Origin of the sequence: Croceibacterium mercuriale, from assembly GCF_000802385.1 — a bacterium.
GTDB lineage: Bacteria > Pseudomonadota > Alphaproteobacteria > Sphingomonadales > Sphingomonadaceae > Croceibacterium > Croceibacterium mercuriale.
The window spans coordinates 1,199,028-1,218,421 of record NZ_JTDN01000001.1; the positions used below are offsets into that span (position 1 = coordinate 1,199,028).

General features: G+C 67.8%; 20 protein-coding genes. 12 read left to right on the forward strand and 8 right to left on the reverse strand.

All coding sequences use genetic code 11. The features are described from left to right. From PK98_RS05480 to PK98_RS16670, 4 genes are all read left to right on the forward strand, one after another. Positions 1 to 228, forward strand: a complete 228-nt coding sequence (locus PK98_RS05480) for a hypothetical protein (RefSeq protein WP_407637601.1) — start codon at positions 1 to 3, stop codon at positions 226 to 228. A gap of 3 nt (positions 229 to 231) precedes the next feature. Then, positions 232 to 693, forward strand: a complete 462-nt coding sequence (nrdR, locus tag PK98_RS05485; protein WP_039094879.1) for a transcriptional regulator NrdR — start codon at positions 232 to 234, stop codon at positions 691 to 693. A gap of 4 nt (positions 694 to 697) precedes the next feature. Continuing rightward, the gene (locus PK98_RS05490; RefSeq protein WP_039094881.1) at positions 698 to 1,423 is read left to right on the forward strand and encodes an RNA methyltransferase; all 726 of its coding nucleotides are present in this window, start codon (positions 698 to 700) and stop codon (positions 1,421 to 1,423) included. Positions 1,424 to 1,485: 62 nt separating this feature from the next. Next, positions 1,486 to 1,899, forward strand: coding sequence for a hypothetical protein (locus PK98_RS16670; RefSeq protein ID WP_152608541.1), 414 nt, complete (start codon positions 1,486 to 1,488; stop codon positions 1,897 to 1,899). On the opposite strand, the gene PK98_RS05495 is transcribed toward PK98_RS16670, so the two are convergent. From PK98_RS05495 to PK98_RS05505, 3 genes are read right to left on the reverse strand one after another with little or no spacing between them, the layout of a single operon-like run. Next, a complete protein-coding gene (locus PK98_RS05495) occupies positions 1,788 to 3,026 on the reverse strand; it encodes a M24 family metallopeptidase (protein WP_039094883.1) in 1,239 nt (412 codons plus the stop codon). The two genes, PK98_RS16670 and PK98_RS05495, sit on opposite strands and share 112 nt — an antisense overlap. Then, positions 3,026 to 4,234, reverse strand: a complete 1,209-nt coding sequence (locus PK98_RS05500) for an exo-beta-N-acetylmuramidase NamZ family protein (RefSeq protein ID WP_039094885.1) — start codon at positions 4,232 to 4,234, stop codon at positions 3,026 to 3,028. Before PK98_RS05500 ends, PK98_RS05495 begins: the two co-directional genes overlap by 1 nt. After that, positions 4,231 to 4,773 carry a DOMON-like domain-containing protein gene (locus PK98_RS05505; RefSeq protein WP_039094887.1) on the reverse strand — a complete coding sequence of 181 codons (543 nt, stop codon included), beginning with the start codon at positions 4,771 to 4,773 and terminating at the stop codon, positions 4,231 to 4,233. Before PK98_RS05505 ends, PK98_RS05500 begins: the two co-directional genes overlap by 4 nt. 31 nt (positions 4,774 to 4,804) lie before the next feature. Between PK98_RS05505 and tyrS the strand changes: the two genes are divergently transcribed. From tyrS to cysK, 4 genes are all read left to right on the forward strand, one after another. Further along, positions 4,805 to 6,037: a tyrosine--tRNA ligase gene (gene tyrS, locus PK98_RS05510; protein ID WP_039094889.1), complete on the forward strand. Its 1,233-nt coding sequence runs from the start codon at positions 4,805 to 4,807 to the stop codon at positions 6,035 to 6,037. Between the two features lie 98 nt (positions 6,038 to 6,135). After that, positions 6,136 to 6,450, forward strand: a complete 315-nt coding sequence (locus tag PK98_RS05515) for a PilZ domain-containing protein (RefSeq protein WP_235425405.1) — start codon at positions 6,136 to 6,138, stop codon at positions 6,448 to 6,450. Between the two features lie 70 nt (positions 6,451 to 6,520). Beyond that, positions 6,521 to 7,843, forward strand: a complete 1,323-nt coding sequence (locus PK98_RS05520) for an MFS transporter (RefSeq protein ID WP_039094891.1) — start codon at positions 6,521 to 6,523, stop codon at positions 7,841 to 7,843. Next, positions 7,840 to 8,760, forward strand: coding sequence for a cysteine synthase A (cysK, locus tag PK98_RS05525; protein ID WP_039094893.1), 921 nt, complete (start codon positions 7,840 to 7,842; stop codon positions 8,758 to 8,760). The genes PK98_RS05520 and cysK overlap by 4 nt, the downstream gene beginning before the upstream one ends. Before the next feature lie 4 nt (positions 8,761 to 8,764). On the opposite strand, the gene hisI is transcribed toward cysK, so the two are convergent. Together hisI and PK98_RS05535 are read right to left on the reverse strand one after the other, a co-directional pair. Beyond that, entirely contained in the window at positions 8,765 to 9,112 is a 348-nt protein-coding gene (gene hisI / locus PK98_RS05530) for a phosphoribosyl-AMP cyclohydrolase (protein ID WP_052208067.1), read from the reverse strand. A gap of 378 nt (positions 9,113 to 9,490) precedes the next feature. Beyond that, on the reverse strand, positions 9,491 to 10,150 hold the full coding sequence (locus PK98_RS05535; protein ID WP_052208069.1) for a ComF family protein: 660 nt from the start codon (positions 10,148 to 10,150) through the stop codon (positions 9,491 to 9,493). Between the two features lie 39 nt (positions 10,151 to 10,189). On the opposite strand from PK98_RS05535, the gene PK98_RS05540 reads away from it, so the two are divergent. Next, the gene (locus PK98_RS05540; RefSeq protein WP_039094897.1) at positions 10,190 to 10,981 is read left to right on the forward strand and encodes a methyltransferase domain-containing protein; all 792 of its coding nucleotides are present in this window, start codon (positions 10,190 to 10,192) and stop codon (positions 10,979 to 10,981) included. A gap of 3 nt (positions 10,982 to 10,984) precedes the next feature. On the opposite strand, the gene ppdK is transcribed toward PK98_RS05540, so the two are convergent. From ppdK to PK98_RS05555, 3 genes are read right to left on the reverse strand one after another with little or no spacing between them, the layout of a single operon-like run. Next, the gene (ppdK, locus tag PK98_RS05545; protein ID WP_235425406.1) at positions 10,985 to 13,669 is read right to left on the reverse strand and encodes a pyruvate, phosphate dikinase; all 2,685 of its coding nucleotides are present in this window, start codon (positions 13,667 to 13,669) and stop codon (positions 10,985 to 10,987) included. A 19-nt stretch (positions 13,670 to 13,688) separates the two neighbouring features. Continuing rightward, positions 13,689 to 15,788: a glycine--tRNA ligase subunit beta gene (glyS, locus tag PK98_RS05550; protein ID WP_039096284.1), complete on the reverse strand. Its 2,100-nt coding sequence runs from the start codon at positions 15,786 to 15,788 to the stop codon at positions 13,689 to 13,691. After that, positions 15,785 to 16,684, reverse strand: coding sequence for a glycine--tRNA ligase subunit alpha (locus tag PK98_RS05555; RefSeq protein WP_039094899.1), 900 nt, complete (start codon positions 16,682 to 16,684; stop codon positions 15,785 to 15,787). Before PK98_RS05555 ends, glyS begins: the two co-directional genes overlap by 4 nt. 131 nt (positions 16,685 to 16,815) lie before the next feature. Between PK98_RS05555 and PK98_RS05560 the strand changes: the two genes are divergently transcribed. The 3 genes from PK98_RS05560 (at position 16,816) to PK98_RS05570 (ending at position 19,327) form a co-directional block, all read left to right on the forward strand. After that, positions 16,816 to 17,763 (forward strand): TraB/GumN family protein, encoded by a 948-nt coding sequence (locus PK98_RS05560; RefSeq protein WP_081996045.1) that lies wholly within the window; start codon positions 16,816 to 16,818, stop codon positions 17,761 to 17,763. Continuing rightward, positions 17,760 to 18,608, forward strand: coding sequence for a TraB/GumN family protein (locus PK98_RS05565; protein WP_039094903.1), 849 nt, complete (start codon positions 17,760 to 17,762; stop codon positions 18,606 to 18,608). The genes PK98_RS05560 and PK98_RS05565 overlap by 4 nt, the downstream gene beginning before the upstream one ends. Positions 18,609 to 18,712: 104 nt before the next feature. Beyond that, positions 18,713 to 19,327 (forward strand): 50S ribosomal protein L25/general stress protein Ctc, encoded by a 615-nt coding sequence (locus PK98_RS05570; protein WP_039094905.1) that lies wholly within the window; start codon positions 18,713 to 18,715, stop codon positions 19,325 to 19,327. Positions 19,328 to 19,394: the final 67 nt, after the last annotated feature.

Genomic DNA, 19,394 nt, shown 5'->3' on the forward strand with positions numbered 1-19,394 from the left:
ATGATGCAGTACGACAATGACCCCAAGCCGTCCGGCAACCTGCTGGACGATGCCACAGTCGAACTGAAGGGCATGGCCAAAGGCGGAATGAGGCATCCGTCCACCAAGCCGGTGCTGACGGGCGCTGCCGTCGGCGCGGTGGCCGGAGCCGTGCTGCCGATCGTGTCGCTGCCGGTCGGCCTGCTCGCCGGCGCCGGTTACATGCTCTACAAGCGGCTACGCCCCTGATCGATGCGGTGCCCGTTCTGTGCGCATGACAACAGCCAGGTAAAGGATTCGCGCCCCTCCGAAGACAACACCGCCATTCGCCGCCGCCGGCAGTGCGAAGGCTGTGGGGCGCGGTTCACCACCTTTGAACGGGTGCAGCTGCGCGAGGTGATGGTGGTCAAGGCCAGCGGCCGGCGTGAGCCGTTCGACCGGGCCAAGATCGAACAGTCCGTGGCCCTGGCCTGCCGCAAGCGATCCGTCCCGCAGGAACGGATCGAGCAGTTCGTCTCCGGCATCCAGCGCCAGCTGGAAATCTCGGGCGAGCCGGAGGTGCCCTCCGCCCGCATTGGCGAACTGGTGATGGAGAATCTGCGCGAACTGGATGCGGTTGCGTGCATCCGCTTCGCCTCCGTCTACCGCGACTTCAACGAGGCCCGCGACTTCGAGGATTTTGCCGGCACTGTGCGCGATGTCGGGGCGGGCTGAGGCGATGGAAACCGTAGGTACCCCGCCCGTCATCGTGCTGGTGCGCCCGCAACTGGGCGAGAACATCGGCAAGGCCGCCCGCGCCATGCTCAATTTCGGCCTGACCGAGATGCGGCTGGTGGAGCCGCGCGATGGCTGGCCCAACCCGGCCGCCGGCCCCGCCGCCGCAGGCGCGGACCGCGTGCTGGAAGGTGCCACGGTCCATGCCACCACGGCCGACGCCGTGGCCGATTGCGCGCATGTCTATGCCACCACCGTGCGCAAGCGCGAGGTGACCAAGCCTGTCGTCTCGCCGGAAGAGGCCGGGCTGGCGATCGCGCGGGCACAAGGCCGCAGCGCGATCCTGTTCGGGCCGGAACGATCCGGGCTGGAAACGGACGATGTCGCGCTGGCCCGGGCCATCCTAACCGTGCCGATCAATCCCGATTTCGCCTCCCTCAACCTGGCGCAGGCCGTGATTCTGGTGGCCTATGAATGGTCGCGCACGCAGAAGCTTGCGGTCCCGACCGCCGAAGATCTGCTCCCCCCTGCCCCGCAGGAGGAGCTGGAAGGCATGCTGGCGCAGCTGGAAGCCATGCTGGAGCCGCGCGGTTACTACCAGCCGGACAGCCGCAACGTCGCCACGCACCGGACGCTGCGCAGCATCCTGACCAAGCCGGGCTGGAACCACTTGGAGGTCCGCACGCTGCGCGGGGTGCTGTCGACCCTGCGGCGTATGCCACGCGACTAGACAAGCCATCTCTTGCCTTGGGGCGCAGGCGGCGTAGTCTGCTGGTCCGAAGGAGATGTGTCATGCGTTCCTCGCCGTTGATTGCCCTCGTGCTGGTCTGCTGTGGAACGACTGCTGCGGCGCGAAGCCCCCTGGATCCGGATGAGCGGCAATGTGCGCGGGTGCTGCCCAGGCTCGTGAGCAATGACCGATCGTTGCAGCAGGAAAGCCGTATTGCCGATCCTGCGACCCCGCTGCTCTACAAGGCGGTGGACCACCGGGTCGCGGGCTGTTCCGTCCTCGTCATGCACCAGACCGGCCAACTCAGGCATGTGCCCAAGGTCGACGAGCAGAACAGACTGTTCGTGCCGGCCCGCGATCAGGCTCAGCCGAACGGGTCCTCGATGGACGGCGCAGGCGTGCTGAACCAGCTGGGGCCGCTCTCCGTCATCCAGAAACAGTCTTCCAGCCGGATGCCGAATTCGCCAGGAATGTAGATGCCCGGCTCGTTGGAGAAGCACATGCCGGGCGCCAGCAAGGTCTGCTCGCCGCGGACCAGATGGACCGGCTCGTGCCCGTCCAGACCGATGCCGTGACCGGTGCGGTGGGATGTGCCGGGTAGCTGGTAGTCGGGGCCGTAGCCCAGCTTTTCGTAGAAGGTGCGCACCGCCTCGTCCACGCTGCCGGCGGTGGCACCGACCTGTGCCGCAGCGAAGGCGACATCCTGGCCTTGCCGCATCTGCTGCCATACCTGCTTCTGCCGCAGGTTTGCTTCGCCAAAGACGAAGGAGCGGGAGATATCTGCCTGGTATCCTTGGACATTGCACCCGCAGTCCAGCAGAATGACCTCGCCGTCGCGGACTTCCTGCGGCTTGCCTGATCCGTGCGGATAGGCACTCGCCTCACCCAGTAGCACCAGCGCAAATTCCGGTGCGCCGCCCATTGCTCTCGTCGCATCGTTGATCAGCGCGCCGATGTCTGACGGAGTCATGCCCCGCTGGATACGCGGTGCGGCATGGCGGTAGGCGGCCATGGTGATGTCGGTCGCACGCTGCATCAGTGCCAGTTCCGCCGGGCTCTTCACCATGCGGCAGCCGCGCACGACCGGATCGCCACTGACCAGCGTCGCACCTGGCAGCGCGGCGGCCAGCCCGTCCACCGCGAAGTAGCGGACCGTTTCCTCGATCCCGATCCGCCCCTGCGCAAGGCCGCGTTCGCCCAGCCATTGCGCCAGCGTGGCAGCGGGGTCCTCGTCCTCGTCCCAGGTAAGCAGCTCGGCCGGGAGCGCCAGCGATTCGCGGACGCTCGGCTCCTCGAAGAACGGCGTGACGATGGCAATCTCGCCATCACGCGTCAGCACGGCGGCGGTCAGCCGTTCGCTGCGCCACCATTGCACGCCGGTGAAGTAGCGCAGGCTGGTACCCGCCTCCACCAGGACAGCAGCGATGTCGTGCTGGCGCATCAGTTCCGCCGCGCGCGCCACCCGCGCCTGCCGCTCCGCCACGCTGATCGGCACGGCACCGGCGGACAGATCCGGCAGCCCGGCTTGCGCCCATGCCGCCTCAGGGACGAAGGCGGAGGCGACACCTGCCGCGCTACCTGCCAGAAAACTGCGCCGCCGCATCAATCTGCTCCGTACAAGAGCAAGGGTCGGCACTCTGCGCGCCATGCGTCCTCGTCTGCACTCGCCATTGCCTCCAGATCACCGGCCTCCGCGGCCGGATCATCGACCCATTCGCGCAAGGCCGGGCCGCCATTGATCACATCGATCGCCAACCGGTCGAACTCGTATTCGTAAGGGAAATCACGCCACAGATCGTAACCCGGATACAGCGAGCGAATGGCCTTGAAGCTCAGGGCCTGCAGGCGCCACGGGCGGAATGCCAGATGGTCGTAGAACGATCCTTCTGCGTGAATAAACAGGCCGTTGCACAACATACCTGCATGCTTGTGGAAGGTCGGCGTGAACCAGCATTCGCGCAGGGCGCAGCCCCGCAGCCAGTCGGGCGCGCGCCGCTGCATCTCCTGCAGTACCGCCCTGGCATCGATATCCGGCGCCCCGAACAACACCTCCAGTGCCCGCGTTGTGCCGCGCCCTTCGCTCAGGTTGGCGCCTTCCAGCATGACCGTGCCGGCATAGGCGCGTGCCATGTTGAGTGTCGCGGCGTTGGGGCTGGGATTGATCCAGACGCGATCCTCCGGCCAGCCGAACCCCGGACCGGTACCGGGCTGCCATCCCGTCACTTCAACGACTTGATAGTCGATATTGAGAGCGAAGCGAGCAACAAACCAGTGGCCCATCTCGCCCATGGTCAGCCCGTGCCGCATCGGCATCGGCCCGGCGCCGACGAAGCTTTCCTGCCCTGGCCGCAGCAGCGTGCCTTCGACGGGACGCCCGGCCGGATTGGGGCGGTCCAGCACCCACACGGTCTTGCCGGTCTCGGCCGCAGCCTCCAGCAGATAGAGCAGCGTGGTGCAGAAGGTGTAGATGCGGCAGCCCAGGTCCTGCAGGTCGAACAGGAACACGTCCGCCGTGTCCATCATGTGCGCGGAAGGCCGGCGCACCTCGCCATACAGGCTGAAAAGCGGGATGCCGTAGGTCGCATCGACCTCGTCCGCCGTCTCGACCATGTTGTCCTGCTTGTCGCCCTTGATCCCGTGCTGCGGGCCGAAGGCGGCGGTGATGTTGACCCCCGCCGCGATCAGCGCGTCGAGAGAATGGGTCAGGTCTGCCGTGACGGAGGCCGGATGTGCCACCAGCGCCACGCGCCGGCCGCTCAGCTGCCGGAGCAGCGCGGGGTCCGCCAGCAGGCGGTCTATGCCGAAGTTCATGGACGGATCGGTGCCGCAAGCGTGGCGGTGAAGCAAGCCGGGTCGTGGAAGTCGGGGGCGGCACTGCAATGCGCCAGCGCCCACCAGGATCTGGAGCCATCGATCTCCTCGATCACTGCGGTCAAGCCGATGGCGCAATCCCCGGCAGGTAGTGCGCCATATGGCAGCGCGACGTCGAAGATCGCCAGGTCACCGCCGCGCCGCCACGTGCAGACGGGCGGGCGCGGTACCATCCTGTCCGACATGCCGGTGCGCGGGCTGGTGAAATCATATGCCGCCCATTGTTCGGACGGGCTGAAATTGAACTCCGCATAGGCTGTCCCGCCAAGCGGCTGGACGAACAGCTCGAAACAGGTGGTCCGCCATAACCCGTCCACCCTGCCTGCGCCTGCGAAGGGTGGCACCGCAAGGGTGGCCATGCCCTGCACCCGCCAGCGGAGGCGCAGCCAGCCATCCACGGGCGACAGCAGGCTGGCCGTCATGCCGCGCACCCCGATCGGCGGCGCGGCGGCGTGTGGCAGCAGTTCCCAAGTTTGCATGGCTCCCCTCGCGTGCTACCGGCGCCCGGCCATGAGCCAGTACCGATCCGACCTGCTCCGCCTGCTCGAAGAGCGCGGCTACATCCACCAGCTGACCGATGCGGCCGGCCTTGATGCCCTTGCTGCCCGAGAGATCGTGCCCGGCTATATCGGCTTCGATCCGACTGCACCATCGCTGCATGTCGGCGGGCTGGTGCAGATCATGCTGCTGCGCCGGCTGCAGCAGGCCGGGCACAGGCCGCTGGTGCTGATGGGTGGCGGCACGGGCAAGATCGGCGATCCCAGCTTCAAGGACGATGCCCGCAAGCTGCTGACGACTGACACGATCAGCGCCAACGTCGCCTCCATCAAGCGGGTGTTCGAACGCTTCCTGACCTTCGGCGATGGACCGACCGATGCCGTGATGCTGGACAATGCCGAATGGCTGGACCGGCTGGAATACATCCCGTTCCTGCGGGAGGTCGGCCAGCATTTCTCCGTCAACCGGATGCTCAGCTTCGATTCGGTGAAGCAGCGGCTGGACCGCGAACAGTCGCTGTCCTTCCTGGAATTCAACTACATGATCCTGCAGGCCTACGACTTCCGGGAACTGGCGCAGCGCCATGGCTGCCGGCTGCAGATGGGCGGCAGCGACCAGTGGGGCAACATCGTCAACGGGGTCGAGCTGACCCGGCGCATGGACGGCCAGGAGGTGTTCGGCGCGACCACCCCGCTGCTGACTACTGCCGATGGCAGCAAGATGGGCAAGACCGTCGCCGGTGCGGTGTGGCTGAACGAGGACATGCTGCCGGCCTATGACTTCTGGCAGTACTGGCGGAATGTGGACGACCGCGATGTCGGCCGGTTCATGAAGCTGTTCACCGACCTGCCGCTGGACGAGATCGCCCGGCTGGAGGCGTTGCAGGGCGCGGAGATCAACGAGGCCAAGATCGTGCTCGCCAATGCGGTGACCGCGCTGGTCCGCGGGGACGAGGCGGCGGCAGGTGCGGCCGTGACCGCAGCGCAGACCTTCACAGGCGGTGCGCTGGGCGGCGACCTGCCGGTGCTGGCGGTGCCGGCAGACGGCATTCGCCTGGCTGCGGCGTGCGCGGCGATCGGCTTTGCCGCCAGCGGCGGAGAAGCCAAGCGCAAGATCGCCGAAGGTGCGGTGCGGCTGGACGATGTCGCGATGACTGATCCGGCCGAACTGATCGTGCTGGCGCCGGGCGAGGAGCGCAAGCTGAGCATGGGGCGCAAGCGACACGGCATCCTGCGCGCCTCGTAGCTCCTGCGGAGGCACCGCTTAAGGTTTTCCACAGAGCTTGCGGGCCATGGCGTGTGTCCAACCTGCGGGACACCTGCTTCATGCCATGCGGCGCTCATTTGTCGGTCACCGAACAGCGCACCGCGATGCGCCACCGGGTCGATTGCATGATCCGCGTGGAGCATCTGAACCGGGGCTGCGAGATCGATCTGCGCCTGCGCAACCTGTCGGCCAACGGCGTGCTGATCGATCCTGCGCCCGATCTGCTGCGCGGCGACCGGCTGATCCTGCGCCTGCCGGCGCTGGGCCGGATCGAGGCCTATTGCCTGTGGACCGTCGACACGCGCGCCGGGTGCCAGTTCGAACGGGTGCTGCGCCCGGCGGAGTTCGACGCCATCCTGGCACAGGCACGGCCGCTCACCACGCAGCCGTGAACCGCAAATCCGGCTTTCATCGGGGATAGCTGAGGTCAGCTTGGCAGGTCCCTGCCCGCCTGCCATTGCGATGATCGTGCAAGATTCCACTGCCAGCCCGGACCCGTCGCCGCAGGTCTCGCCCAGGTCGCCATTGGCGATCGCCGACTATCGGAGATTCTGGCTCGCCCGGTTCCTGGCGGTGTTCGCAACCCTGTCCACCGTGGTACTGATCGGGTACCAGACCTACGACGTGGCGCGCGCCGATTACGGCATGGAGCGGGCGGATGCAGCCTTCATGCTGGGCCTGCTGGGGCTGGCGCAGTTCATCCCGATCTTCCTGCTGACGCCGGTGGCCGGGCTTGCCGCCGACCGGTTCGATCGCCGGCGGGTGGTGCTGTTCGCCAACGGCATCGACAGCGTGATCGCGCTGACGCTGGCCTTGTGCACATGGCACGATGCCCTGAGCCTGCCACTGCTGTTCACGCTGGCGGCCGCGCATGGCGCGGCGCGCGTGTTCAACGGCCCGGCACTGGCGGCCATCGCGCCCAACCTGGTGCCGCCCACCTTGTTGCCGCGGGCGATCGCACTGTCTTCCATCGCCTGGCAGACGGGCAGCGTGATCGGGCCGGCCCTTGGTGGGCTGCTGTTCGGCTGGAGCCCGGCAGCGCCCTATTTCCTGTCCGCTGCGCTGGTGCTGACTTCCGGCCTGCTGATCTCCACCGTACGACCGGTGCGGGCGGTCCAGTCCGGCCCGGCGGTGCACCCGCTGCGCAGGATCGTGGAGGGCTTCACCTTCGTGAAGAACGACCGCTTCCTGCTCGGCTGCGTCACGCTGGACCTGTTCGCCGTGCTGCTGGGCGGTGCGACCGCCATGCTGCCGGTGTTCGCGCGCGACATTCTGGCGGTCGGGCCGGAAGGGCTCGGCCTGATGCGCGGTGCGCCGGCGGTGGGTGCCGCCGCGATGGCAGGGCTGTTCTCGTTCCGACCACTGGAGCGGAACGTCGGCACCAAGATGCTGTGGGCGGTCGCGGGGTTCGGCGTCGCCACGATCGCTTTCGCCTTGTCGCGCGACTTCCTGCTTTCGCTTGGCTGCCTGGCGGTGCTGGGGGCGGCGGACATGATCTCCGTCTTCATCCGCAGCTCACTGGTGCAACTGAACACGCCCGACACGATGCGTGGCCGGGTTTCGGCCATCAGCGGTCTGGCCGTGTCTGCCTCCAACGAACTTGGCGAGCTGCAGTCCGGTCTGGCGGCGGCCCTGCTGGGCGCCGTCGGTGCGGTTGTGCTTGGCGGGGTCGGCGCCATATTGGTCACCGGCCTGTGGGCATGGTGGTTTCCCGAAATACGCCGCGCCCGCACCTTCAGCGCCAGATATCTCGATCCCCAAGAAGCAAAGGAACCTGCATCATGAAGGCCGACAGCGTCCTTGCCACCATTGGCAACACCCCGCACATCCGCCTGGCGCGGCTGTTCCCGGATCACGAGGTCTGGGTGAAGAGCGAGCGCGCCAATCCCGCAGGATCGATCAAGGATCGCATCGCACTGGCCATGGTGGAGGATGCCGAGGCCAGCGGCGCGCTGCAGCCGGGCGGCACGATCATCGAGCCGACCAGCGGCAATACCGGCATCGGCCTGGCCATGGTGGCCGCGGTCAAGGGCTATCGCCTGGTGCTGGTGATGCCCGAATCGATGTCTCTGGAACGGCGGCGGCTGATGCTGGCCTATGGTGCCACCTTCGACCTGACGCCCAAGGAGCGTGGCATGAAGGGCGCGGTCGAGCGGGCCCAGCATCTGGTCGACACCACGCCCGGCGCGTGGATGCCGCAGCAGTTCGAGAACCCGTCCAACATCGCCGTCCATGTCCGCACCACCGTGCGCGAGATTCTGGCCGACTTCGCCGATGCTCCGCCATCCCTGCTGATCACCGGCGTCGGCACGGGCGGTCACCTGACTGCCTGCGCGGAAGAGCTGAAGCGCGCATGGCCGCAGCTGCAGGCATTCGGCGTGGAGCCCACGCTGTCGCCGGTCATATCCGGGGGAACGCCGGGACCGCACCCGATCCAGGGCATTGGCGCTGGGTTCATCCCGGGCAACCTGCATGTCGCGGCGCTGGACGGCGTGATCCAGGTGGAGGCGGAGGACGCGAAGGAGATGGCTCGCCGGTCCGCTAGCGAGGAAGGTTTGCTCGTCGGGATCTCCAGCGGGGCCACGCTGGCCGCCATCCGCCAGAAGCTGGCCGACCAGCCCGCCGGCACGCGCGTGCTGGGGTTCAACTACGATACGGGCGAACGGTACCTTTCCGTGCCCGACTTCCTACCTGCGGAGTAGGCGTTCAGGACACTGGCGCGGGTTGTCCGACCTGTGCCAGCGCCTCGCCCTCCAGCTTGCGGTAGAAGCAGGTCGGGGCGCCGGTGTGGCAGGCCGGGCCTGCGGGCGTGACCTGCAGCACCAGTGCATCCTGGTCGCAATCCACCAGGATCGCCTGCACCCGCAGCACGTGTCCGGATGTCTCCCCCTTCATCCATAACCGCCCCCGGCTGCGGGAATGGAAATGGGCGAGGCCGGTGCGCCGCGTGGCCGCCAGTGCTTCCGCATCCATGAACGCCACCATCAGCACGGCGCCGCTGGCCGCATCCTGCGCCACCGCAGTCACCAGGCCCGCATCATCGAAACGCGGCATGAAGATGCTGCCTTGTTCCCGCAGCGCAACATCACCTGACTGTACAGAAATCGGCGTTCTCCTTGAGGTCGATGCCGCGGTTGCAAGTGCAGCAATGATTTGTTGCACGATAACCACAGCGGCCTGCCAAAATCTACCGTCTGTAATGAAGCAGCTTTCCAAGAACACTGTTTCAGACGAATGAACGGGCAGCGGCCTTATGGGGCTGCAACCGACCGGCAGCGCCGATCAGCGCCAAGGAAGGGGGGAACCTGGCCAGCCTATAGGCGCCCAGGGACATGAGGGTTTGGGTTCCGGTGTAATCGGGGGGTTACCTCCGGAACCCAGCAGATTTCGTCACGCGGGCGCCCGGGGTGAAAGCTCCGGGCGCTTTGCTTTTCAGCTCTCCACGCGTCCCTCCACCTGCGCGAAGGTGGCGACGATCACCTGCCGCACGCCTGCCTGCCGCAGCGCCGCCGCACAGGCTTGCGTGGTCGCCCCGCTGGTCAGCACATCATCCACCAGCACGACGTTGCACCCGGCCAGCATTGCCGCGTGCCGTGGCGACGCGACGATGGCTCCGGCCAGCGCCGCGGCCCGTTGCCGGCGGCCGAGCCCGCCGAGACTCGGTGTCGGGCGGCGGCGGTGCAGTGCATCGACCAGCAGCGGCTGACAGGTGGCGCGCGCCATCTCCCGCGCCAGCAGCGCCGACTGGTTGTAGCCGCGCCGCCACAGACGCCCGCGATGCAGCGGCACGGGCACGAACAGCCACTCGCCCGGCAGGTCCGGCAGTCGTGCCACGATCATGCGGGCAAGCATCGGCGCCAGTGCGATGCGCCCGCCATGCTTGAACGCCAGCGCCAGCTTGCGCGAGACCGGACCATAGAGCGTGGCGGCGACCACCCCGCCGGCCGAACCGCCTGGTGGCCGTTCCAGCTTATCCCAGCAGGTGACGCACAGGCCATCCTGCGCCGCCAGTGCCAGGCCGCAGCCGGGGCACCGCGGCGGGAACACCAGGTCGACCAGCGGCGCCACGCTGGCGGCAAGCTGCGCTCTCACCCTTGCACCCCGCCACGGCAGGCGTCAGGACCGGCGACCATGAGCAGCACCCCCGCCCCGCCCACCATCTTCGCCCCCGCCCGCCGCCGCGCCGCGCGCACCCGCATGGCTGCGCTGCAGGCACGGCCCAATGCCGCGCGCTTCATGCTGGACGACATGATCGAGGATGTGGAGGAACGGGTCGCCTTCCTGCGCCACCCGGTCGCCCGCGCGCTGCTGATCGGGGATGTGCACGGCACCTTGGCGGCAACACTGACGGCATCGGGCGTAGAGGTGACCCGCGCAGACGCGGTCCCGGCTGCCGGCGCGGTCATGCTGGATGAGGAACTGCCCTTCCCCGCCACGATCACCGGCCAGGGCTTCGACCTGGTGGCCAGCCTGTCCACGCTCGACACGGTCAACGATCTGCCGGGGGCGCTGATCCATATCCGCCATGCGCTGAAGCCCGGCGGGCTGGCGCTGGTCAGCTTTGCCGGCGCGGGCAGCCTGCCGGCCCTGCGAGCGGCCATGCTGGAGGCTGATGCCGAGCGCCCGGCTGCACGGATGCACCCGGCGGTCGACGTGCGCAGCGGGGCGCAATTGCTGCAACGCGCCGGCTTTGCCGATCCGGTGGCCGACAGCCGCAGCATCAGCGTCGCCTACCGTTCACTGGACCGGCTGGTGGCCGATCTGCGCGAACAGGCGCTGGGCAATGTGCTGGCAACGCCCGGCGCACCGCTGGGCAAGGCGGCGCTGGCACGCGCCCGCGCGGCGTTCCTGGCGCAAGGCACGGACGGCCGCGTGGTCGAGCGGTTCGAGATCGTCACGCTCAGCGGCCGGCGCGGCGCCTGACGCTCAGGCCCGCAGGGAAGCCTGCGCCGCCGCCAGCCGGGCGATCGGCACGCGGAAGGGAGATGCGCTGACATAATCGAGCCCGGTCGCCTCGCAGAAGGCGATGCTGGCCGGATCGCCGCCATGTTCGCCGCAGATGCCGAGCTTGATCTCCGGCCGGGTGGCGCGGCCGCGTTCTGCCGCCAGGGTGACCAGCTGGCCGACGCCCTCGACATCCAGGCTGACGAACGGATCGCGCGGGTAGATGCCCTTGTCGACATAGACCGACAGGAAGCGCGCCGCATCGTCGCGACTGACGCCCAGCGTGGTCTGGGTCAGGTCGTTCGTGCCGAAGGAGAAGAAGCTCGCCTCCTCGGCGATCTCGCCGGCCATCAGCGCGGCGCGGGGCAGTTCGATCATGGTGCCGACCAGATAATCGAGCGTCCGCCCGCTTTCCGCGAAGACCTGCTGCGCGATGCCGTCCACCAGCTTCTTGAGGATCGACAGCTCCTTGGCGGTGCCGACCAGCGGGATCATCACTTCGGGAACGACCGCTTCGCCGCTGGTCTCGGCCACTTCGCACGCCGCCTCGAAGATGGCGCGCGCCTGCATCTCATAGATCTCGGGGAAGGTGATGCCGAGACGACAGCCGCGATGGCCGAGCATCGGGTTGAACTCGTGCAGCTCGCTGGCGCGGCGCTTCAGATGGTCCACGCTGTGGCCGGTGATGTCGGCCAGATCGGCAAACTCGGCATCGGCGTGCGGCAGGAACTCGTGCAGGGGCGGGTCGAGCAGGCGGATCGTGCAGGGAAGGCCCGCCATGGTGGTGAAGATGCCCACGAAATCCGCGCGCTGTTCCGGCAGCAGCTTGGCCAGCGCGGTGCGGCGACCAGCCTCGTCATCGGCCAGGATCATTTCGCGCACGGCACTGATCCGGCTCGCCTCGAAAAACATGTGCTCCGTCCGGCACAGGCCGATGCCCTCGGCCCCGAACTGGCGCGCCATGCGGCAATCCTGCGGGGTTTCGGCATTGGTCCGCACCTTCATGCGGCGGTGCCGATCGGCCCATTCCATCAGCACGCCGAAGTCGCCCACCAGCTCGGGCTCGATGGTCGGCACTTCGCCTGCCATCACTTCGCCCGTGGTGCCGTCCAGCGTGATCGTGTCGCCTTCCGCCAGTTCGCGATTGCCGATGCGCAGCTTGCGCTCCTTCAGCACGATCGACACCGCGCTGGCGCCCGACACACAGGGGCGCCCCATGCCGCGTGCCACGACGGCCGCATGGCTGGTCATGCCGCCGCGGGCGGTCAGCACGCCCTGCGCCGCATGCATGCCGTGAATATCCTCCGGGCTGGTTTCCACGCGGACCAGGATGACCTTCTCGCCGCGACCGGCCCACACCTCCGCCGTGTCGGCGTCGAGCACGATCTTCCCGCTCGCGGCACCGGGGCTGGCGGGCAGGCCGCGCGTCAGCACATCACGCGACGCCGTGGGATCAAGCCGGGGATGTAGTAGCTGGTCGAGTGCCATCGGATCGATGCGCAGCACCGCCTCACGCTCGTCGATCAGCCCTTCGCCGACCATTTCCACCGCCATCTTCAGGGCAGCCTTGGCGGTGCGCTTGCCGGACCGGGTCTGCAGCATCCACAGCTTGCCCTGCTGCACGGTGAACTCGATATCCTGCATGTCGCGATAGTGCTGCTCCAGCAGCTCGAACACGGCGGCCAGCTCGGTATAGGCGGCAGGCAGCGCCTCCTCCATGCTCGGCTGCTCGGCACCGGCGGCCTCGCGCGCGGCGCGGGTCAGGTACTGGGGCGTGCGGATGCCGGCGACGACATCCTCGCCCTGTGCATTCACCAGATATTCGCCGTAGTAGGCCTTCTCGCCGGTGGCGGGATCGCGGGTGAAGGCGACGCCGGTGGCGCTGGTCTCGCCCATGTTGCCGAACACCATGGCCTGCACGTTGACGGCGGTGCCCCAGTCGGCGGGGATGTCGTTCAGGCGGCGATAGACCTTGGCACGGTCGGAATCCCAGCTGTCGAACACGGCGCGGATGGCGCCCCACAGCTGCCCGTGCACGTCCTGGGGGAACGGCTCGCCCAGCTCGCGCGCGACGATCTGCTTGTACTCGGCCACCAGCGCCTGCCAGTCGGCCGCGACCATTTCGGTATCCGCGAAGTAGCCGGCCTGCTCCTTGGCGATCTCCAGCGCTTCTTCGAACAGGCCGTGATCGAGGCCCAGCACCACGTCCGAATACATCTGGATGAAGCGCCGATAGGAATCCCAGGCGAAGCGCGGATCGCCGGAGGTCATGGCAAGACCCTGCACCGTCTCGTCGTTCAGGCCCAGGTTCAGCACCGTGTCCATCATGCCCGGCATGGAGACGCGCGCGCCGGAGCGGACGGAGACCAGCAGCGGATCGCCCGCATCGCCGAAGCCCTTGCCAACAGCGCGTTCGATGTGGGTCAGCGCCTCGGCCACCGCATCGCGCAGACCGTCGGTGAAGTCGGCTCCGCCGCGCAGGTAGCTGACGCATTCCTCGGTCGTGATGGTAAAGCCTGGGGGCACGGGAAGGCCGATGCCGGCCATTTCCGCCAGGTTCGAGCCCTTGCCGCCGGTGACGGTCTTGTCGCGCGCACGAGCATCGCCGCGCTCCGCCCCGCCGCCAAAGGTATAGACCGTCTGCAACTGCCCCGCAGGTTCCGCCACCGTCGCCATACCTTGTTCCTCAGCCTTCGATCTTGCCGAAATCTGCAACATTGTGCACTGCAGCACGAAACCGCGCAAGCAGTTCGAGCCGGGCAGAACGCTTGTTCCGATCTGGGTCATTCACGGTCACTTCGTCGAAGAAGCGGTCGATCGGAGCGCGCAACGTCGCCAGCGCGGCCATGGCGCCGGCGAAATCCTCCGCCGCAACGGCCTGCTCCGCCTGCGGCTCGGCCGCGTCCAGCGCGGCCGTCAGTGCCGCTTCGGCAGGTTCGGGCACATGCCCTTCACGCTGGTCGTGGATCTGCGCCATCTTGGCATCGACCACGGCCTTCAGGTCGGGATCGTCCACCACTGCGAGCGGATCTTCCTCGCCCGTCTGCGCGATCTCGCTCTCGCGCCCGTGCCAGCCTTCCTTCTTCAGGATGTTGGCCGCCCGCTTGTATCCGGCCAGCAGGTTGGCGCCGTCCTCGGTGCCGACAAAGGCCTGCAATGCTTCCACTCGGTTCAACAATCGCACGATGTCGTCCTCCCCACCCAGAGCAAACACCGCATCGATGAGATCGTGCCGCACGCCAGCCTCGCGCTGCTGGACCTTCAGGCGATCGGCGAAGAAGGCGAGCAGGTCGCCGTCCCCGATGCCCATGCGCAAGCCGTTGCCCTGCACGATGCGGATGACGCCCAGGGCCGCGCGACGCAGCGCGAACGGATCCTTGGAGCCGGTCGGCTTCTCATCAATAGCGAAGAAGCTGCGAAGCGTGTCCAGCTTGTCTGCCAGCGCGACAGCGACTGTCAGGGGCGCGGTCGGCACGTCGTCCGCCTGGCCCACCGGCTTGTAATGGTCCCGAATGGCCGCCGCGACCTCCGCCGGCAATCCTTCGGCAGCGGCGTAGTAGCCGCCCATCAGGCCCTGCAGTTCGGGAAACTCGCCGACCATCTCGGTCACAAGATCGGCCTTGGCCAGCCGCGCTGCCTGTTCGACCAAGTCGGGATCGGCACCGGGCACAACGCCTTCCTCGGCCAGCCATCGTGCCAGCTTTGCCACCCGCTCCACCTTGTCGGCAAGCGTGCCCAGCTTTTCGTGGAAGGTGATGCGCGCCAGTTTCTCGGCCTGGCTCGCCAGCGGCATCTTGCGATCCTGGTTCCAGAAGAACCGCGCGTCCGACAGGCGGGCGGCCAGCACCTTGCGATTGCCGTCAACAATGGCGGCGCCGCCATCCTTCGCCTCGATGTTGGCGGTGCACACGAAGGCGTCCGCCAGCTTGCCGGCGGCGTCCTGGCACACGAAGTACTTCTGGTTCACCCGCGCGGTCAGCTGGATCACCTCCGGCGGCACCTCCAGGAAGGCGGGATCGAACCGGCCGAGCAGCGGCACCGGCCATTCCGTCAGGCCGGCATTTTCCACTACCAGCCCTTCATCCGCCACCAGCACCAGACCGGCGTCGGCCGCGACCTGCGCGGCACCGTCGCGCACCAAGGCCTCGCGCTCGGCGTGATCGACCAGCACGTGGCAGGCGCGCAGCTTGGCGGCGTAGTCATGCGCGCCGCCGATGGTGATGGCGCCCGGGTGATGGAAGCGGTGGCCTACGGTGGCGTAGCCGCTCGGCACGCCGGCGACGTCGCATTCGACCAGATCCTCGCCCAGGATGGCGACGATGCCGGAGAGCGGGCGCACCCAGCGCGGGCTTTCCGTGCTGACCGAGGCGTTGCCCCAGCGCATCGACTTGGGCCAACTGAAGGCGCGGACGATCGCGGGCACGGCTTCCGCCAGCACCTCACGCACAGCGCGGCCGGGCTTCTCCACCACCGCGAACAGCACACCGTCGCGATCCTCCAGCTGCTCGCGCGACAGGCCGGTCTTGCGCAGGAAGCCTTCCAGCGCCTGTGGCGGAGCGGAGGTGCGCGGCCCCTTCGTCTCCTCGCGGACGGCCTCCGTCGCATCCGGCAGGTCGCGGGCGATCAGCGCCAGGCGGCGCGGGGTGGACCAGACGGTCACCTCACCCGCGATGACGCCGGCCGCCTGCATCTGGGCACGGAACAGCTTCTCCAGCTCGGCACGGGCACCGGCCTGCATGCGTGCGGGGATTTCCTCGCTGCGCAGTTCCAGCAGGAAGTCGCTCACGCCGTCCACCCCTCGTACTCGGCGGCCCAGCGGACCTCCTCCTTGGCCATGTGCGCCTCGCACGAGCCACGGGCCAAGTCGCGCACCCGAGCCATGTAGCTGGCGCGTTCCTGCACGCTGATCACACCGCGCGCCTGCAGCAGGTTGAAGATGTGGCTCGCCTCCACCGCCTGCTCGTAGGCGGCGATGGGCACGCCGGCATCCAGCGCGTTGCGGCACTCCGCCTCTGCCTTGCCGAACAGGTCGAATAGGGCATCGGTGTCGGCGACCTCGAAGTTCCACTTCGACATCTGGCGCTCGTTCTCCAGGAACACGTCGCCGTAACTTACACCGCGATCATTGAACTGGAGGTCATAGACGTTGTCCACGCCCTGGATGTACATGGCCAGCCGCTCCAGACCGTAGGTCAGCTCGCCCGCGACCGGCTTGCAGTCGAAGCCGCCCATCTGCTGGAAATAGGTGAACTGCGTCACCTCCATCCCGTCGCACCAGACCTCCCAGCCCAGGCCCCAGGCGCCTAGCGTAGGGCTTTCCCAGTCATCCTCCACGAAGCGGATGTCGTGCTTCAGCGGATCGATGCCGATCACCTCCAGCGACCGCAGATACAGCTCCTGCAGGTCGGGCGGGGACGGCTTCAGGATCACCTGGTACTGGTAATAATGCTGCAGCCGGTTCGGGTTCTCGCCATAGCGGCCGTCCGTCGGGCGGCGGCAGGGCTGCACGAAGGCGGCGTTCCACGGTTCCGGCCCCAGCGCGCGCAGCGTGGTGGCGGTGTGGAACGTGCCGGCGCCCATCCGCATGTCGTAAGGCTGCAGAATGACGCATCCCTGCGCCGCCCAGTAATCGTGCAGCGCCAGGATCATGTCCTGGAAGCTTGCTTGCGGGTTCCTGTTCATGGCCGGGCAATGGCCCATGGGTTCGGCAGCGTCAATCACGCCACATTGCTACGGCGCATCTTGCTTTCTATTGCAGCAATCATGTTGGTGCAGCCGGCATTAAGCTGGGTGGGCGTTACGCGTCGCAAGACATGACAGGGGCACGGGGTATGGCGGCAGGGTTCGGGCGCTGGCAGAAGGTGCGGCACGTTGTTGCCGGCAGCATGGCCGCGCTGTCGCTGGTGCTGTCCGGCTGTGTCGTCGGGCCTGCATCCCTGGCGGAACGGCCGCCGATCGGCGCGGTGCCGGGGCCGGCGCTGTGGCAGGTGGTGGACGAGGATACGACCATCTACCTGTTCGGCACGGTGCATGCGCTGCCGCAGGGGACGCAATGGCTGGATCCGCGAATCCAGCGCGCGTTCGATACGTCCGACGAGCTGGTGACGGAGGTCGACCTCGCCACCATCCGGAACTCGGGCGCGTCATTGGCGGGCGCCGGCATGCTGCCGGAGGGGCAGTCCCTGCGCGACCTGATGCAGCCGGACAATCGCGAGGCGTTCGAGGCCGCGCTGGTCACGCTGGGCCTGCCGGTCGAAGCGTTCGACCGCATGGAACCTTGGTTGGCCGCCATGTCGCTCAGCCTGCTGCCGGTGGTCCGGGCCGGCTACCAGGCCGATGCCGGGGTCGAGAGCGCTCTGGCCGGAAAGGCGGAGGGCAAGCGGCGGTCCGGGCTGGAGCGGATCGAGGACCAGATCGCCCTGTTCGACACACTGCCGATGGCCGCACAGCTCGCCTATCTGGACCAGGCGGTGAACCAGGTTCCCAGTGCCTCCACCTCGCTGGATGCCATGGTCGCCGAATGGCTGGCCGGCGATGCGGAAGATCTGGCCGCACTGATCAACGCGGAAATGACCGACAGCGACCTGCATGCCCGGTTGCTGACCCGCCGCAACGCTAACTGGTCGACCTGGATCGCCGACCGGCTGGCGCAACCGGGCACGGTGTTCGTGGCGGTGGGTGCAGGCCACCTGGCTGGTCGCGGCAGCGTGCAGGAGCAGCTGCGGAAGCGCGGGCTGCGGGTCACGCGCGTCTGGCAGTGACGCGGCTGCTTGCTGCCCTGCTGCTGGCGCTGCTGGCAGCGTGCGGGCAGAGTGACTGGCCGGAACCGGCGCCGGCCCTGTGGCAGGTGACGGGTCCGGCCGGGCGGACCGGCTGGCTGTTCGGCACCATTCACGCCCTGCCTGATGGCGCCGAGTGGCGGACGCCGGCGCTCGACGCCGCATTGGCGAAGGCGGGGCCGCTGGTGGTGGAGGTCGGCGATCTGGCCGATCCGGCAGTCGTCCGTTCGGTGTTTGCGCGCCGCGCCTATACGCCGGGCCTGCCGCCCTTGCTGGCCCGGGTGCCGCCGGACGATCGCCCTGCCCTTTCCGCGGCGCTCAACGAGGCCGGGCTGAAAGGCGGCGACCTGACATCGCTGGAGGATTGGGCCGCCGCGCTGACGCTGGCCAATGCGCTGCGAGCGGGGGACGTGACCAATGGCGTGGACCGCGCACTGATCGAGGAGGCCCGCCGTGTGATTGCGCTGGAAAGCGTGGACGAGCAGCTCGCCTTGTTCGATACCCTGCCAGCGCCAGCGCAGACCGCCTTGCTGCGCGACGCCGTGCGGGAGGCCGGCACGCCTGACGATGGCAAGCGCACGGTCGCCTGGCTGAAAGGTGACGTCGCCACGCTGGAGCGGGATGCGGCAACCGGCCTGCTGGCCGATCCGCTGTTGCGGGAGCGATTGCAGACCGGCCGCAATCGTGCCTGGCTTGGAACCATCACGCTGCTGCTGGACGAAGGCGCCCGCCCGTTCGTGGCGGTGGGCGCGGCGCACATGCTGGGGGCGGAGGGCCTGCCGGCGCTGCTGCAGGCGCGCGGCTACACAGTGACACGCATCCAGTAGCTTGCCTTTTCGGCTGTCTCTGCTAGGGCGCCGCGCTTCCCGTCATGGTCATCCCTGGAGGCGTGGCGGAGAAGCACCAAACGTATAATCGAAAGGCATGTACCATGAGCGACGCTCTGAACCTGCCGGCCGAGCTGCGCGAACGGGCTGGCAAGGGAGCCTCCCGTGAACTGCGCCGCAATGGCCGGGTCCCCGCCGTAATCTACGGTGGCAATGAAGAACCGACCACGATCCACGTGGAAGAGAAGCTGCTGTACCGGCAGCTGATGACCGGTCACTTCATGAACTCGATCATCATGGTCGAGGTTGACGGCAAGTCGCTGCGCACCCTGCCCAAGGATGTTGCGCTGCACCCCGTCAGCGGGCGTCCCCTGCATGTCGATTTCCTGCGCCTGGCGCGTGATGCGACCATCACGGTGTCCGTGCCGGTCGTCTTCGCGAACGAGGAAGAAAGCCCCGGCCTGAAGCGCGGCGGCGTGCTGAACATCGTCCGTCACGAGCTGGAACTGGTCTGCGATGCGGACAAGATCCCCAGCGAGATCGTGATCGACGTGACCGGTGTGGAAGTGGGCGATTCCATCCACATCAGCGCCGTGAGCCTGCCGGAAGGTTCGGTCAGCGCCATCACCGATCGCGACTTCACCATCGCCACCGTGGTTGCCCCGTCCGCGCTGCGGTCGGATACCGACGCTGCCGAAGCGGAAGCGACCGAGGGCTGATCGCCTGACGGTTGATCGATCGAAGGGGCCGGTGCTGCTTGGCAGTGCCGGCCCTTTTGCTTAGGGG